Below are 16,162 nucleotides of genomic sequence, written 5' to 3'. Positions count from 1 at the left end.
GTCTTATAGGGTGTAATGAAGAGCTTAATCCATAAATGAGGGAGGTAAATGAAGAATGAAAAAAATAATATCCTGTGTATTAACAATGCTAGCATCCCTATTATTAGTATTTTTCGTAATACAAGCAATGCCAGGAAATCCTGTAGATACATTGGCACAAGAATATATAAGGACTAGTCAGATGCCATATGATCAAGCTTTAAGTAAAGCAAAACTTGCTCTAAACTATGATCCAGATGTACCTGTAGTTAAAAGATTTGTAACTTATGTAAAGAATATATCTACAGGTAATTTAGGACAATCAATGTCCTATAAAGGTCAAGTTAGCTCCATAGTTTTAGGGGCGCTACCTTGGACTCTATTAGTATGTTCGGTATCATTATTATTATCTTTCTCTGTTGGAGTAATACTAGGAATTTATGTGGCGTGGAAGAGAAGTAATATATTAGACGGTGTTGTAACTGCATATCAAGCAATATTTGGTTCTATTCCAGACTATATAGTGGCTTATCTATTAATTGTGTTATTTTCAGTAGCTTTAGGCTTATTTCCATCTAAAGGAGCGTACAGCTCCACGGTAGAGGTAGGATTCAATGCACCTTTCATAATAGATGTTTTACACCATGCTGCTCTTCCTGTACTTGCATATTTTGTAACGACTCTTGCTGGATGGATTATGGGAATGAAGGCAAGCTGTATGTCTGTACTTGGAGAAGACTATATAAATTATGCAAGGGCTAGAGGTCTTTCTAATAAACGTATTGTTTTTAGCTATGTAGGAAGAAATGCTGTACTTCCTATGGTTACAAGCGTTGCCATTTCTTTTGGAATGATGTTTGGTGGTTCACCACTTATTGAAAATCTTTTTGTTTATCCAGGGGTTGGCTATTACTTATCTACAGCTATATCTAGAAGAGATTATCCATTGATGCAAGGTATGTTCTTAATGATTATTGTTATGGTTTTACTATCAGGCTTGGTAGCTGAATTTCTATATACAGTATTGAATCCAAGGTTAAGGGAGAAATAGATATGATGAATAGTATTAGAAAGAATGATAATGATGGATTACTAGATAGATATAGTAAAGAAGGTACTTTTATTAATTCACTTAAGGAATTTTTTCAGGTAATCTGGAAAAACAAAATGGCAAGAGTAGGTTTCTTGATATTAATTTTCTTTTTGATTCTATCAATATTTGGTCCTATGATAGTAAAAGCTCCGGTATCCAATTATTTTGATAGATTGAAGCCTCCTTCTTCGAGGCATTGGCTAGGAACTGATTATGCAGGAAGAGATATATTTTCTCAATTTATTACAGGGTCTAGGTCAGTTTTACTGGTTGCTTTTTATGCTGCACTTTTTTCAATAGTATTTGCTTGTACCATGGGAATACTTGCAGGACTTGTAGGTGGAAAGACTGATGAGGCTCTAATGATGATTACAAATATAATTTTGACAATGCCAAGCTTCCCTGTAACTATGGTTCTTTCCATGGTAATAAATGTTACTAATAATGTGCTATTTGGGTTAGTTTTAAGTCTTTGGTCTTGGGCAGGGCTTGCAAAAGCCATAAGATCTCAAGTTCTGGTTATAAGGCACAAAGATTTTATAGAAGTTAGCAGAATAATGGGTATAAGTACCTTTAATATAATAGTAAAAGACATTATCCCTAATATAACATCATTTATAGCTATAAACTTCATTGCCATTATGAAAGGTGCAATAATTACTTCAGTTGGACTTATGGTATTAGGATTAGTTCCATTTCAAGGTAGTCATTGGGGTATGATGATGCAGATGGCTATGTCTCAATCAGCAGTTTTATATGGTGGTCTTGGGCCAATAGTTTATTTCCTAACTCCTATAATGGGAATATTATTCTTCCAACTAGGCTGTTATCTATTTGCAAATGGCTTAGATGAAGCTATGAATCCAAGATTACGTAAATAGGAGGGAACAATAAATGAAACCATTGATAGAAGTAAACAACTTAACAATTGATTTTATGCTGAACAATGGAAAGCTAAGAGCTTGTGATAACGTATCTTTTACCATATATAAAGGGGAAATCTTAGGAATAATTGGTGAGAGTGGTAGTGGTAAGTCAACTCTTGCTTCTGGAATATTAAACTTAGTCAAAAACCCAGGAAAAATAACTTCAGGAGAAGTATATTATTATACTGAAAATGATGAAAAGGTAAACCTTTTAGAATTGAGTAAAGATGAATTTAGTGAATATAGATGGAGTGAAATAGCTACAGTATTTCAGGCGGCACAAAATGCATTGAATCCTGTACTAAAAATTAAAGAACATTTTATAGAAACTGTACATGCTCATGATGCTAATATGACAGAAGAGCAGATAATAACAAGATCTGGAGAGGTACTTCAATATGTAAGACTGGATAAAGGTGTTTTAGAATATTATCCACATCAGTTAAGTGGAGGCATGAAGCAAAGAGTACTAATAGCCTTAAGCCTTATATTAGATCCTAAGATAATCCTATTAGATGAGCCAACTACAGCGTTAGATGTAATAACTCAATGGTATATCTTAGACTTATTAAAGCAAATACATGATGATCTAGGAGTAACCTTAATATTCTTAACTCATGATATTTCTGTAATATCAGGTATAATAGATAGAATTGCAGTAATGTATGCTGGAGAAATTGTTGAGTATGGAGAGGTTGGAGATGTGTTCGAGGAGCCTTCTCATCCTTATACTAAAGGGCTTTTAAATGCTATTCCTACGTTAACTGATGATATAACCAAGCGTAAGGCTATTCCAGGGTCACCTCCAAATCTTATACAGGACTTTAAACAGTGTAAATTTGCCCCTAGATGTACTTTATACTTGAGTGGACAATGTGAAGGTGAGAAAGATAAGACAGAGCAATTGTACCTAGTAAATGATAATAAATGCAGTAGATGCTGCAAGTATGCAGATTTAATAAAGAATGCAGCAAAGGAAGGTGCATAAAATGAGTTTACTGAAGGTTGAAGATACCTCTATGTACTTTGATAATAGAGTAAATAGAAAACAAAAAGTATGTGTTTTATCAAAGATTAATCTTGAAATAGAAGAAGGTGAAATTATTGCTGTTGTTGGGGAGAGTGGCTGTGGTAAAACTACCTTAGGTAAAATGATTGTAGGTATTCATAAGCCAACCCTTGGGAAGATAGTTTATAAAGGAAAAGATATTTCTAAGTTAAGAAGAAGTGAATTCAGAGACTATAGGTTAGGAGTGCAGATGGTTCACCAAGATTCTTTTGCAGCTTTAAATCCTAATAGAACAATCTTTCAATCCTTATCGATGCCTTTATTACAGCATAAAATAGCAAGAAATAAACAAGAAGCTGAAACTATATTAAAGGAATATTTTGAAGAGGTAGGATTAGTTCCTCAGGAACAGTTTTTATATAAATATCCACATCAACTTAGCGGTGGACAAAGACAAAGAATACTCTTAGCAAGAGCTTTATCTGTAAAGCCAAAGCTAATTGTAGCGGATGAACCAGTGTCAATGGTTGACGTATCCTTAAGAATTTCTCTTATAGATTTAATGACTAAGATGAATAAGAAATATAATATTTCTTTTGTATATATAACTCATGACTTAGCTACAGCAAGGTATATAGCTAAGAATGGAAGACTGGTGGTTATGTATTTAGGAAAGGTGATAGAGCTTAATAATATTTATGATGCTATAGACAATCCTAAACATCCTTACTTCCATGCACTTTTAGCAGCAGTTCCACAAAGTATTGGAAAAAGAAGAGATGGTGGATCAAAAGGACTTCCTTTAAGAACCTTAGATATGCCAAGCATAATAAATCCACCTTCAGGCTGTAAGTTTCATACCAGATGTCCTTATTATACAGAAAAATGTGAAAAGGAAGAGCCTGAGTTAGTGGAATATAAGGGAGGATATGTAGCATGTCATTACGTGCAACAAATAGAAAAAAAGCGATTAGAAAGCAAGATAAAATAGAGCTGTCAGCTATACTAAAGTTTATAAGGTTTATTCAGGCAGTTTCTTGCGGAATGCTTGGAATATCGGTCATAGGACTTTTACTTACTAGAGATAATGAAGCTGCAAAAGTGGTTTATTGTATGGTAATTGTAGTTAATCTAATAATTATCCTTGGAGGTATAATCCCTATTAGATATTTAGCTAAGAAAAATATGTAGGATACTGTGTCTTATATAAAGGTGGAGAGATGATGAAAGAATTTAAGAATATAATATATGCAACTGATGCTAACTTTTCTAAAGGCGAAATGAACAACTTAATTAAAGGGTATAGAGGAAATTCCTATTTAAAGACCTTAGTGAGTGAAGGTGATTTTATAGACTTTCAGGTTCATATACCTCAAAGTGGGTTTTATAAAATACAAATCAGTTATGCTCTACCAGGAGAGCAGTCACTTCATAGGCTTTCTATAAATGATAAATGTTACGGTAGTCTGAAGTTCGATGCAGCGGAGAGTTTCACCATTGAGGAAATATCAAGTTTAAAGTTAGAAGAAGGTATGAATAGTATAAAGCTATCAAAACAATATGGTTATATAAATTTGGATTATATAGTTATACAAGAAGATAAAAATTATTGTGTGAGCAGGCCAGAATTTACACTTTCAAATCAAAATTCTACTGTTGAGTGTAAAAGCTTAATGAGTTTTTTCTCAAAGATATATGGAAAAGGAATATTAAGTGGACAACACTGCAATAAAGCTAGTGGCAGTGATCTGGAATATATAAAAAGAGTCACAGGAAGATTACCAGCAATATTAGGCTTTGACTTATTAAGTTACTCCTCAGCAACTGAAACTGAGAGTAGTGATTTTCAATGTATAGACGAAATTATAAATAATAGAGGTAGTGTGGAAACGGCTATTAACTGGGCAAGAAATACAGATGCAATAATAACTTTGTGCTGGCATTGGTTTTCGCCTATGAATGGTAGAGATAAGAGCTTTTATACTAAAAATACAGATTTTGATTTAAACAGAGCATTAATATCTGGAACAGATGAAAATATAATAATGATAAAAGATTTAGATCTAATAGCTGAACAGTTAAAGAGGTTTAGAGACAATAATATTCCTATATTGTGGAGACCACTGCATGAAGCCTGTGGAGGTTGGTTTTGGTGGGGAGCCCATGGAAAGGATGCATATATAAAGCTTTACAGGCTTATGTACGATAGATATGTACATCTCCATGAATTAAACAATTTAATATGGGTCTGGAACTCGCCAGATAAAGATTGGTACCCAGGAGATGATGTGGTGGATATAAATAGTATAGACTACTATGCACCGCTTGGAGACCATGGACCTCTAACTGTAGAATTTATTAATACTGCTAGAATGGCTAGTGCTTCCAAGCCTTTAGCTTTAGGTGAAAATGGACCTATTCCTAATCCGGGAATATTAAAAACTACAGAAACCAACTGGCTGTGGTTTATGACATGGAATAATGTTATTAACGAAGTTCAATGGAATACTAAAGAGGAACACATTGATTTTTTTAACCATCCATACATGATTAATTTGGAAGATATTAAAAAGTATAAATAAGCTAATTAATTTATAAAGGGGCTGTTGAACTAAAAGATTAGTGCAACAGCTTTTTTTATGAAAAATCAAGCAACAAATATGTTATTAGATTACATACTATTCTCTTGTAATATAAGGAAGTGTCAGTTCCATGGATGTACCTTTTCCAACCACACTGTATATTGTAAGTCCATATTCTTCACCATAATTAAGCTTTAATCTCTTATTTATATTTCTTAAAGCAATGCCTTTATAGTCGTTATTTTTATCATTTATATAATCATTTAGACTTTGAAGTTTTTCTTCTTCAATTCCTATACCATTGTCAGATATGGTCAATACTAAGTTATCCAAAAGATGTTCTCCTTGAATGATTATTTTGCCATTGCTACTGCATTCACTTAAACCGTGATAAATAGCATTCTCGATTAGAGGCTGAATTATCATTTTTATTATCTCACAGTTTAGAACTTCTGGAGATATTAAGTTTTCAATAGAGAATAATTGATCAAATCTAATTTTTTGAAGATAAATATAGTGCTCTATAACTCTTATTTCCTCTTTTAGAGTTACAATATTTATTTTTCTATTCATGCTGTAACGTATAATTGAACCAAAATATTGAGCCATTATTGAAGTATCTAAGTCATCATTTATCTCAGCCATCATATGTATTGATTCTAACGTATTGTATATAAAATGCGGATTGATCTGGTTTTGTAGTTGCTTAAGTTCCAAGTCTTTCTGTTCTAACTGATTCTTATAGTTAATATTAATAAGGTCATTTATTCTTCGCTTCATTTCATTGTATGACTTTATAAGTATTCCTACTTCATCTTTTTTGTTATAAGCAAAATCAGTAAGTAGGTTATTTTCTACATTCCTATTCATATTTGCAATTAATGATTTTAGTGGATTAAAGATTCTTCTGTTAAAAAACATGTATAACACTAAAAAAAGAATCATAAAAAATACTATGTTTATGATAAATACAACTATAAATAGACTGTTTATACGAGAAGCATCAAATTTGGCTACTGAGTTAACTAATGTCCAATTTGTGTTAGGGATAGCATTGTAGGAAATAAGATAAGGTTCATTATTTATATATTGTATTGTCGGCCTGTTTTTGTAATTTAATGTGTTTTTACCTTGTGTTTGTGTAAATTCACTGCTGTCGCTATTTAAGGTGGTAAGGATTACTAAGCCCTTTTTATCATAAATAGAAACTATCTGATCAGTAAAAGGGAGGTCTTTTTTTACTATGTTAAGCAACTCATCTTTAGATATAGTAATTAGAAGTAAGCCTGTAACTTGCTTAGTCTTAATATTTATTATTTTTCTACATAATGCTATTAGCTCACCATCATTTGAAGATGGTGATTGATATATGTTAGCAGTTATGATTTCAGGAAAGATAGAAGTATTATTGCTTGATTCCAGGGTGTCTATAAACCATTTCTCCGTAGCAGGATTTTTGAGCTTATCATTTGTATTATTTCTCGTAGAGCATACTCCACGACCTTTCAAATCATAGAGATAAGCTCCATTTATAGAGTCGTTTTGTATTAGGATCATATCACATAAGTACTTCAAGTAATTATATTGCTCGATATCATTGACTTTGTTGCTTAGAAGTATTTCGTGAAGTTTGTCTATGTCTGGAATGAGCAAAGGATACTTTGAGATATCAGAAAAGCTAGTGAGTTTATCTGATATCTGTTGGCTTAAACTTGTATCAAAGTTTTTTATGAGCTTTTCAGTTTTTTCAAACTCATACTTGGAATAGGAATAAAGACTTAAAGTGGTTATTATAAAAAATAAAATATGCATTACTAAAAATATCATCAGTGTCAATCGCTTAATAGAAGCATTATTTTTTTGTTTCATAAATTCACCTAACCTATATTGAAAAAATTGGTAGTAATATTAACAATAAAAAAAGTATATATTTTAAATGTACAAAATTTAATGTATAATTTTAATATATAGCAATTCTTAGAAATCTTCAACTGAGGAGGAGCAATGAAAATAATTGTTGTAGATGATGATAAGATAATTAGAATGGGACTTTCAAAGGTAATTAAAAGATTATTTGAACAACATGAGGTGGTCGCAGATTTTGCAAATGGAAATACTGCACTGGAGTACTTAAAAGAAAATTATTTGTCTATTGATCTTGTTGTAACAGATATAAAGATGCCAGTAATGTCGGGGATCGAGCTAATAAAAAGAGCTCATGAAATCTTAAAAAAGATTCCTCTATTTATAGTATTAAGTGGATATGATGAGTTTACTTATGTTAGGGATAGTATGAAAGCGGGGGCTTTTAACTACTTACTAAAACCTATTAGGTCTGAAGAACTGGCGGATATTATAAAAGAAGTAGAAGAAAAGATTGAAACTAATGAGAAAAACAATAAGGTATATAATAAATCTATTGAAGTCTTAAAAAGAGATTTTTTTAAAAATGTGTTATTTTCAAACAAAGATATTACTTCAATAAAAGAGAATTTATTAGTAGATAAAATTCAACTTGATGAAGATTATTTTTATAAGATGGTCATAGCTAAAAGAAATCAAGATGACGGTGAAATAATAAAGCGATTTATAGGAAGAGTTATAAGATACAATGATAAGTTTGAGTATTCATTCTTTAACTATAAGGAATTTATATACATAATTTTCTACTTTAAAAATGAAGAAAATAATGATATAGATTCAGTAATGAAGATTATAGATAGCGAAGCAGATTTATTTTTAGAAAATGAAAAAAGTGTATATATTACAGAAACCACAGATAAGGTTTGGAAGCTTAGAGAAAATGGCTGTTTGGCTAAGAAATTGATTGAAGAGTTTAATAATAAGAAGGTAAAAAAATATTTATTAAGTAATCAGGACAAGCTTGTAGAGGTTTTAGATAATACTAGTATTGGAAGCAATAGTTCAGCAATAACTTTGGCCATAAACTATATTAAAGATAATTATACTAAAAATATAACGTTAAAAGATGTAGCAGACGAAGTGTTCTTGAGTCAGAACTACTTTTCTGAATTGTTTAAGAGAGAAACTGGTGAGGGTTTTTATGATTTTCTGTCCAATCATAGGATAAAGAAAGCAAAAGAGTTACTAATAACTACAAATTTAAAGATATATGAAATAGCACAACTAGTTGGATATAATGATTCCATAACCTTTGGAAGAGCATTTAAGAAATTGACTGGGGTTACCCCAAACAACTACAGAGGTAAGGACTAAAATCAATAAGAAGGTTATGGGACAAAAGCTCCGTCCCCTAATAAAAAGGTAGGTGTGTATACCATGAAAATAAATAATATTAATTTAAAAACTATTATTTTAGTATTTGTATGTTTAAGTATCCCTTCCTTATTAATAATAAAATTTAGTACTAGTAAAGTAAATGCCTCTAATGTAAATGATTTCAAAAGCTCTAGATTAGAGGGCAATATAACTTTTGTAAGTAATAGAACTGACAAGTCTAGAGAATTGAAACAAATGATAGATAGCTTTGAAAAAGAGAATCCAAAGGTAAAGGTGAATTTGGAGTTAATTGGAGATACAGAAGAAATATTAAGAAGAAAAGCTTCGGTAGGGGAGTTGGCGGATATTACCATTGTACCTCAAGTTATAAATGCAAGCGACTTTAGCAACTATTTCCTTCCCATAGATGACCTGGGATTTAATGACTATAATATGTACAATTGTAGCACTAACGTGGAAGATAAGGGAAAGTTATACGAATTAACAACTTCTCTGGGGTGGCAAGGTGTTATATATAATAAACAGATATTTAACAAGGCCGGAATAACTAACTTGCCGAAAGATATTAATGAGTTTTTTGCTGCTTGTGATAAGATAAAGAAAATTGGACTAACACCAATGGCTTTATGTTATAAGGAACAATGGGGAATGGGACTGTGGCTAGATAGTATTCCTTATCTGATAGATAAGGATTTAGAGAGAAAGACTATTGCTCAGTCAATGCCGATACTAGGGGAAGAGAGCTCAGTTTATAAGTCTTTGGAGATGTTACGGCATATAGGAGATATGGGGTATTGCGAAGAGGATCTATTTGATTACGACTGGCAACAGTGTAAGAATGATTTAAAAGATGGAAAAGTGGCAATGTTTATATGGAATTCAGACTTTATACGTCAACTGGAGGATTTAGGAGCTGCTAAGGATCAGTTTGGTATGTTTCCTATTCCAGATAGTAAGTATATAAGTATTGGTGGGGATTGTAGGTATGCAGTTAGTAAAACAACAAAGTATCCTGAGGTAGCAAAAGCTTTTTTAAAATTTATGTTTGATGATGATAGATATGCCAAGGCTGTAAATATTAGATCTTCACTTAAGAATAATGAAGAAAATAAAAAGCTCTTAGATGAGTTGAAGAAGTTTGATATGCCTATAGTTATGGAGGGAGACGTCTACAAATTTCAAAGTAAAGAGAATATAAACTATCATAATAGATACTATGATCTTAGAAAAATTACTGAATTAGAGGGAAGGTTTGCTCAGCAGTATGTAATATCTAAAGATGTGGCCTCACTTAGGAAAGAAATTAATAAGAAGTGGGCTTTCTATAGAGATAATACTAGAGAAAATTAATATAGTAAAATACTGAGTTCAAAACAACTGCCGCCATTCTGGTGAGCAGTTATTTTATTATTTAGAAGAATACCGTGACATAATTATTGAATCTTTTAGATAGTATTAGAAAATAGAAGCTTATTAAGCTAAATTGCTTATGAAGGAGAAGATAGACTATAAAAAAAATCTATAGTTACATTGCTTTGTTATTATATTTGTTATATATTATATATAACAAATATAACTTATATAATAAAAGATGAAAGGAAGTGCAGAATGCTGATAAAGATTGATTTTCAAAGCGAGGTTCCTATATATCTTCAATTAAAAAATCAAATCATCCATGGAATAGCAAGCGGAGAACTTCAGCCTGAAGAAAGTTTGCCATCCGTTCGTCAAATGGCTGAAGATATTGGAATAAATCTTCATACTGTAAATAAAGGGTATAACCTTTTAAAGGATGAAGGATTTGTAACCATAGATAGACGTAAAGGAGCCATAGTTAATTCTATTCCAATAAGACAGAACGATAAAGCTGCTGATTCGCTAAAGGAAGAATTGAAAAATATTATTGCTCAAGCGTATTGCTTCGGAATTTCTAAAGACGATTTTATTGAAGAATGTAAAAGAATGTATTGTGAGTATGAAAAATAATATTAAGGAGATGGGTTTATGAGTGATGTACTCATTAGTAATGTTATGTCTATATTTGTTTTTTTATTGCTTTATGTATCTTTTCTACTTACTCCTAAGTTAACTAGAAAAGATTTGATTTTTGGGGTGTTTATACCTTTAGATAGAATTAAGGATGAGGAGATTAGAAAGGTTACTAAAACCTATTACAATCAACTGACTATATTTTCAATAGTTTTCATTACGTTATATATGGTGGCGTTAAATACTATATTTAAAAATTCTATTCTTTTGCTCATAGCAGTTTTAGTTGAGCTTGCAATATATTTTATTATATTCTTAAGTGCCAATAAAAAAATAAAAGAATATAAGTCTAAAAATAATCTTTTGAAGGATAAGAAGCAAATACTTTATGTAAATACAGAGATGTCTCAAAAGCTTAGAAATAAGGCTGTATTATCATCTTATTGGTTTGCAATTCCAATGGTAATAGCGATTGTTAATTTAGTTTTACCTATAACTAACTATGACAAACTTCCTGGTAAGATTGGTGTGCACTTTAATCTTTACGGAGTAGCAGATAGATTTGCAGAAAAATCCATAGGAACTCTTGTAGCTAATGGTGCTATGGAGATTATATTAGTGTTCATATTAGCCTTTGCTAATTATTCTATTGCCATTAGCAAGAATAAAATAGATGCCTCAAAACCATCTAATTCAGCAAACCAGCTATACAAGTTTAAAAAGTTTAATTCAATAATGATATATACTCTAGCAATAGTTATTACATGCTTTATAACTTTCTTTAATCTAAGTTCTTTGAATATAATTTCGGTAAACATGAGGTCAGCAGCGCCTATAATAATAACTATATTTCTTATAATAACAATTCTTCCAACGGTTTTGAGTCTTATGATAGGTCAAGGTGGAAGTAAGCTTAAGGAGACAGTTAATGAGGAAACTGATAATAGTGTAACAAATGTGGATGATGATGAATACTGGAAGCTAGGATCAATATATTACAATCCCAATGATCCATCAATTTTTGTAGAAAAGAGATTTGGCATTGGATGGACGTTAAATTTCGGTAATAAGACAGCCTTAGCTATAACCATAGGGTTTGTAATTCTTATGATAGCAGTGATTGTAGTTCCGATGATATTCTTTTAGTGATTTGTAACTATAGTTATAATGAGGCTTTAAGTCATATATTCTACTATTAAGTAGCATAACAAGGTTTAGCTTTAACAAAGTCAAATAATTAATTTTAGGGGAGATAAAAATGGTCAGTAATAATGTTATAGTAGCTTTAATAATTAATCTTATCTTTTGTATACTCTTTCCAATAGTATTATTAATAGTTTTTAAGATAAAATATAAATTCTCTATAAAGACGACTTTAATTGGTGCAGTGGTATTTATCTTATTCAGTCAAGTTTTGGAGCATTATATGCATTTAGCTGTTATTTCTAACAAACTGATTCCTATGAATACAGTAGCTTTCGCAATCTATGGAGCTCTTGCAGCAGGTGTTTTTGAGGAGGTTGGAAGATTTGTAGCTTTTAAAACTCTATTGAAAAAGGATACTGAATGGAAGGATGGACTAGGCTATGGAGTAGGTCATGGTGGAATTGAAGCTCTTTATTTGGGTGGACTAAGCATGTTAAACACTGTGATAATAGCTTTTGCCATAAAGAGTAACACTCTTGGAGTAATAGCTCAAGGCCAAGGTAAAGCTGCAATTGAGGCAATAAAGGATTCAATTATAAAATTAACAGTACCAGAAATAGCATTTAGTGGCTTTGAAAGACTACTTGCTTTTACAATTCAATTGGCGCTAAGCTTTGTTGTGCTATATGGTATAAGAAAGAGAAGAACGATATATCTTTTAATTGCTATATTAATGCACGCAATAGTGGACTTCCCAGCGGCCTTATATCAAATGAAGATAATAACAAGCTTGCCTTTAGTAGAGGTAATAACTTGTGCTTTTGCAGTAGCTGCACTTATTCTTGCAGTTAAAAGTAAAAAGATATTTTCTGAACTAAAGGAATAGACTATTTTAGATTCAAATAGGATTATTAGAATTTTAATATATAGAACCTAAATATAGGTACTTGAAATTAAAAGTAAGAGGCTTTTGCTTGTAGCAGTCTCTTACTTTTATTGTTCATAAAATATAACTTTATGTAAATGTGCAGCTTTATAAAATAAACATAACCTAACCTTTTTTCATAGAATATTAGCACACCTTATTTCTTCCACTACGTTTAGCTAGATATAAGGCATCATCAGCTTCAGATAATATATTGTTAATATTTTTTACTGAATCGGGATAGGAGCCTATACCTATAGAAACAGTTATATTTATATGCTTGTTGTTTTCTATAATGAAGGTATGCACTTCAACAGAACTTCTAATTTTCTCAGCTATTTGACTTGCGTGCTTACAATCGCAATCTAGCAATATAGCAGTAAATTCCTCACCGCCATTTCTAGAAATAACGTCAAAACTTCTGCAACAATCAACAAGTATTTTGCTTAGCTGCTTCAAAACAAGGTCTCCAGAAGGATGGCCATAGTTATCATTGATATTCTTAAAAAAATCTATATCGATCATCAGTATTGATAGAGACTCTTGTTTTTCTAAAGTGCTATTAACCAGCTTATTAATTATATTATCAAATTCCCTAACATTATTAAGTCCAGTTAGAAAATCTTTTGTTGACTCAACCTTAAGCCTTCTATAAAGTTGGTTGGTCTTTGATATGTAAACTAAAATGTAGTATACCAGGATTGACACAATCAAGGTAGCTATTATATAAGATGATAATATCTTAAAAAGTAAATGGCTTTTAAATAAAATAGTAGAATACACTATAATTCCATATAGAATATTTAGTAAAGACATAATACTAAACTTCTTAATAAAGTCTAATTTGAATTTGCATAGTGAAAAATAAAAAAGTAAAAGCACTATTAATCCTACAGATGCAATTGTTGATGGGATAGTTACTCCATAATAGCTCAACCTGAATAATGCAATCATTGATGTTGTTATAATACCGGAAATAGCTCCTCCGTAGATAACTGATACTATGATAGCTATGATTCTAAAATCTATATGGACAAGATTTGCTACATTAATCCCATAAAAAACTAATATACAGCCACCTAACCCGGAAAGTATACCAAGTAATAGTTGTCTTATTATATTAAAATCTATTTTAGAAATATTATTTTCAAAAAGCTGATTGCCTAAGTATAAAAAAGTAATTAAAATAGTGGCATTTATAAATAACAGGTTAATCATCTAGTTTTCCTCCTGCTGAGTTAGTATTAAAAATTATATCATAAAGTGTAAAATTGCTACCAATCTAGTAGATATGTTAACAATAAATTTTCGTTTGTTATTTTGTAAAGTTGATATTATGTAAATAGAATAAAGTGATGAAATTTTTTCTAATAGTCGATTTTTTATGAGGTCTATAAGAGATAGTATATCTTAGTTATTTGATAGAATTGTAGAGATGAATTCAGAAATCATCATAGCTATTAAAGAGAGTTTTATATAGGTTTCAACTGTATTAATACAATTTGTATAAAAAATGGCTATTTGTCTGTTCCTATATTGACAATAAGAGTTATAATGATAAAGTGATATTACTATTAGGAGAGGCGAAATAGGATTTACGATTAAGTAATAAATATTTATTATGAGGTATACAAATAAATATTTATTATTTATATTTCGTAAAAGGATATGCTGCTTCTATCTTGGCGCTGTTTTCAAAGAGCATCTAGTTTTTGAGCAAATCTTTGAGAACATAAACTAAACAATGAAGTAGAAAACTTACAGTATCCTATAAGGTGGCAAAATGAAACTTATACGTAAAGATGTTATAAGTATGACCCTACCCATACTTGCTGAGCAATTATTTGTTATGTCTATGGGGATGATAAATACAATGATGGCAGGGCATATAGGAAAAGAAGCTGTTTCAGCAATCGGTATGGTAGACTCAGTTAACAACATATTTATAGCCTTCTTTTCAGCTTTGGCTATTGGAGGCATGGTTGTAGTAGCTCAGTTTATTGGACAAGGAAATATAAAGAAGGCAAATGCAGCTACAAAGCAAGCTTTATACTCTGGAATATTCATAGCTTTTGTAATTACTATTTTTATGTTTCTATTTAAGGAACCTTTGATCAAAGTTCTTTTTGGTTCTGTAGATCATCTGGTTATGAGTTCAACGGATAGATATCTATCAATTACTCTTTTAACCTATCCATTTATAACCATAGATTTAATATGTAATGGAATTCTTAGAGGAGCTGGTGATACTAAAACGCCAATGAAAATTACTATATTTATGAATGTAATGAATGTAGTCTTTACCTTTACACTAATAAATGTTGTAAAACTTGGGGTAACAGGAGCAGCCCTAGGAATAGCTATGGCTAGAGTTATTGGTGGAATTATTGTATTAAGTGTGCTACTTAGAGGCTCTAAGATAATAAAATTGACTCAATTGAAGAAATTTAAGCTAGATAAAAGTCTGCTTAAACCTATATTTTCAATTGGACTTCCTGCCAGTGTAGAGTCGCTTGTATTTAATGGTGGAAAACTTATAACTCAGATATATATTGTAAATATGGGAACTTCGGCTATAGCAGCAAATTCTATAACTAGCTCCATTGCAGGGATGATTAATATACCTGGAAATGCACTTTGTGTTACGGCTACCGCTTTAGTTGGTCAGTATATGGGCCGAAATGATAGTGACGGGGCACAAAAAACCTTAGGATATATAATAAAGATTTCAACAACAGCATTGATAATAATGGCTATAGTATCCTTACCTTTTGCAAGGATTTTACCATCTTTATATACAGGGGACCAAGAGATAATTAATATTTCAGCTCATGTTATAAGATTAAATTCGTTATTTATTCCGGTATGGTCTATAGCGTTTGTGTTACCAGCAGGCTTGAAAGGCGCTGGTGATGCTAAGTATACTATGATAACTACCTTTATAGGAATGTGGGCCTTTAGAGTAACCTTAGGCTATTTTATAGGGGTATCCCTAAACATGGGCTTAGCTGGTGTATGGATGGGAATGTTCATAGACTGGGTAGTAAGAGGAATACTGTATTTTATTAGATTCTTAAAGGGTAAATGGAAGGGACATGTTGTTATAGGAAAGGATGTAGAACTTACATCAGCATAAAAAGTAAAAAATTTGAATATATAATCAGTCAGAACTTCTTAACGCACATTTGGGAGAGCTGGCATATGTACAAAAAAATTCACTGAAGAAAATAGCTTCAGTGAATTTTTATATTT

At 31.2% G+C, this 16,162-nt stretch carries 14 protein-coding genes; 12 read left to right on the top strand and 2 right to left on the bottom strand.

Translation table 11 applies throughout. The annotated features are described in order from the left end of the window. Nucleotides 1-55 precede the first annotated feature (55 nt). From GXK57_RS13875 to GXK57_RS13850, 6 genes are read left to right on the top strand one after another with little or no spacing between them, the layout of a single operon-like run. Nucleotides 56-1,030, top strand: coding sequence for an ABC transporter permease (locus GXK57_RS13875; RefSeq protein WP_160677403.1), 975 nt, complete (start codon nucleotides 56-58; stop codon nucleotides 1,028-1,030). Between the two features lie 2 nt (nucleotides 1,031-1,032). Further along, nucleotides 1,033-1,953, top strand: coding sequence for an ABC transporter permease (locus GXK57_RS13870; protein ID WP_160677400.1), 921 nt, complete (start codon nucleotides 1,033-1,035; stop codon nucleotides 1,951-1,953). 13 nt (nucleotides 1,954-1,966) lie between these two features. Next, nucleotides 1,967-2,986: an ABC transporter ATP-binding protein gene (locus GXK57_RS13865; protein ID WP_160677397.1), complete on the top strand. Its 1,020-nt coding sequence runs from the start codon at nucleotides 1,967-1,969 to the stop codon at nucleotides 2,984-2,986. A gap of 1 nt (nucleotide 2,987) precedes the next feature. Then, nucleotides 2,988-3,998: an ABC transporter ATP-binding protein gene (locus tag GXK57_RS13860; RefSeq protein ID WP_160677394.1), complete on the top strand. Its 1,011-nt coding sequence runs from the start codon at nucleotides 2,988-2,990 to the stop codon at nucleotides 3,996-3,998. Beyond that, complete coding sequence (locus GXK57_RS13855) at nucleotides 3,944-4,198, top strand: hypothetical protein (RefSeq protein ID WP_160677391.1); 255 nt, start codon at nucleotides 3,944-3,946, stop codon at nucleotides 4,196-4,198. The genes GXK57_RS13860 and GXK57_RS13855 overlap by 55 nt, the downstream gene beginning before the upstream one ends. 29 nt (nucleotides 4,199-4,227) lie before the next feature. Continuing rightward, nucleotides 4,228-5,589, top strand: a complete 1,362-nt coding sequence (locus tag GXK57_RS13850) for a glycosyl hydrolase (protein ID WP_243156433.1) — start codon at nucleotides 4,228-4,230, stop codon at nucleotides 5,587-5,589. A 96-nt stretch (nucleotides 5,590-5,685) separates the two neighbouring features. On the opposite strand, the gene GXK57_RS13845 is transcribed toward GXK57_RS13850, so the two are convergent. After that, nucleotides 5,686-7,458, bottom strand: a complete 1,773-nt coding sequence (locus GXK57_RS13845) for a sensor histidine kinase (RefSeq protein ID WP_160677388.1) — start codon at nucleotides 7,456-7,458, stop codon at nucleotides 5,686-5,688. A 135-nt stretch (nucleotides 7,459-7,593) separates the two neighbouring features. Here GXK57_RS13845 and GXK57_RS13840 point away from each other — a divergent pair, with 135 nt between their 5' ends. The 5 genes from GXK57_RS13840 (at nucleotide 7,594) to GXK57_RS13820 (ending at nucleotide 12,871) form a co-directional block, all read left to right on the top strand. Continuing rightward, a complete protein-coding gene (locus GXK57_RS13840; protein ID WP_160677385.1) occupies nucleotides 7,594-8,826 on the top strand; it encodes a helix-turn-helix domain-containing protein in 1,233 nt (410 codons plus the stop codon). Between the two features lie 63 nt (nucleotides 8,827-8,889). Next, entirely contained in the window at nucleotides 8,890-10,200 is a 1,311-nt protein-coding gene (locus GXK57_RS13835) for an extracellular solute-binding protein (protein ID WP_160677382.1), read from the top strand. 258 nt (nucleotides 10,201-10,458) lie between these two features. Then, entirely contained in the window at nucleotides 10,459-10,836 is a 378-nt protein-coding gene (locus GXK57_RS13830) for a GntR family transcriptional regulator (RefSeq protein WP_160677379.1), read from the top strand. Between the two features lie 18 nt (nucleotides 10,837-10,854). Further along, nucleotides 10,855-11,985 (top strand): DUF5808 domain-containing protein, encoded by a 1,131-nt coding sequence (locus tag GXK57_RS13825; protein WP_160677376.1) that lies wholly within the window; start codon nucleotides 10,855-10,857, stop codon nucleotides 11,983-11,985. Nucleotides 11,986-12,097: 112 nt separating this feature from the next. Then, on the top strand, nucleotides 12,098-12,871 hold the full coding sequence (locus tag GXK57_RS13820) for a YhfC family glutamic-type intramembrane protease (RefSeq protein WP_160677373.1): 774 nt from the start codon (nucleotides 12,098-12,100) through the stop codon (nucleotides 12,869-12,871). A 186-nt stretch (nucleotides 12,872-13,057) separates the two neighbouring features. On the opposite strand, the gene GXK57_RS13815 is transcribed toward GXK57_RS13820, so the two are convergent. Then, nucleotides 13,058-14,128 carry a diguanylate cyclase gene (locus GXK57_RS13815; protein WP_160677370.1) on the bottom strand — a complete coding sequence of 357 codons (1,071 nt, stop codon included), beginning with the start codon at nucleotides 14,126-14,128 and terminating at the stop codon, nucleotides 13,058-13,060. A gap of 565 nt (nucleotides 14,129-14,693) precedes the next feature. On the opposite strand from GXK57_RS13815, the gene GXK57_RS13810 reads away from it, so the two are divergent. Then, the gene (locus tag GXK57_RS13810) at nucleotides 14,694-16,046 is read left to right on the top strand and encodes an MATE family efflux transporter (protein ID WP_160677367.1); all 1,353 of its coding nucleotides are present in this window, start codon (nucleotides 14,694-14,696) and stop codon (nucleotides 16,044-16,046) included. Nucleotides 16,047-16,162: the final 116 nt, after the last annotated feature.

This window comes from Clostridium sp. C8-1-8 (assembly GCF_009928445.1).
Taxonomy (GTDB): Bacteria; Bacillota; Clostridia; order Clostridiales; family Clostridiaceae; genus Clostridium_AR.
Note: the sequence above shows the minus strand (reverse complement) of the source record. Positions and strands in the feature narration are given on the sequence as shown.

Bases quoted from the DNA above. Each gene is read 5' to 3' on its own strand.
- GXK57_RS13875 (WP_160677403.1), top strand. From the start codon at position 56: ATGAAAAAAATAATATCCTGTGTATTAACAATGCTAGCATCCCTATTA.
- GXK57_RS13870 (WP_160677400.1), top strand. From the start codon at position 1,033: ATGATGAATAGTATTAGAAAGAATGATAATGATGGATTACTAGATAGA.
- GXK57_RS13865 (WP_160677397.1), top strand. From the start codon at position 1,967: ATGAAACCATTGATAGAAGTAAACAACTTAACAATTGATTTTATGCTG.
- GXK57_RS13860 (WP_160677394.1), top strand. From the start codon at position 2,988: ATGAGTTTACTGAAGGTTGAAGATACCTCTATGTACTTTGATAATAGA.
- GXK57_RS13855 (WP_160677391.1), top strand. From the start codon at position 3,944: ATGTCATTACGTGCAACAAATAGAAAAAAAGCGATTAGAAAGCAAGAT.
- GXK57_RS13850 (WP_243156433.1), top strand. From the start codon at position 4,228: ATGATGAAAGAATTTAAGAATATAATATATGCAACTGATGCTAACTTT.
- GXK57_RS13845 (WP_160677388.1), bottom strand. From the start codon at position 7,458: ATGAAACAAAAAAATAATGCTTCTATTAAGCGATTGACACTGATGATA.
- GXK57_RS13840 (WP_160677385.1), top strand. From the start codon at position 7,594: ATGAAAATAATTGTTGTAGATGATGATAAGATAATTAGAATGGGACTT.
- GXK57_RS13835 (WP_160677382.1), top strand. From the start codon at position 8,890: ATGAAAATAAATAATATTAATTTAAAAACTATTATTTTAGTATTTGTA.
- GXK57_RS13830 (WP_160677379.1), top strand. From the start codon at position 10,459: ATGCTGATAAAGATTGATTTTCAAAGCGAGGTTCCTATATATCTTCAA.
- GXK57_RS13825 (WP_160677376.1), top strand. From the start codon at position 10,855: ATGAGTGATGTACTCATTAGTAATGTTATGTCTATATTTGTTTTTTTA.
- GXK57_RS13820 (WP_160677373.1), top strand. From the start codon at position 12,098: ATGGTCAGTAATAATGTTATAGTAGCTTTAATAATTAATCTTATCTTT.
- GXK57_RS13815 (WP_160677370.1), bottom strand. From the start codon at position 14,128: ATGATTAACCTGTTATTTATAAATGCCACTATTTTAATTACTTTTTTA.
- GXK57_RS13810 (WP_160677367.1), top strand. From the start codon at position 14,694: ATGAAACTTATACGTAAAGATGTTATAAGTATGACCCTACCCATACTT.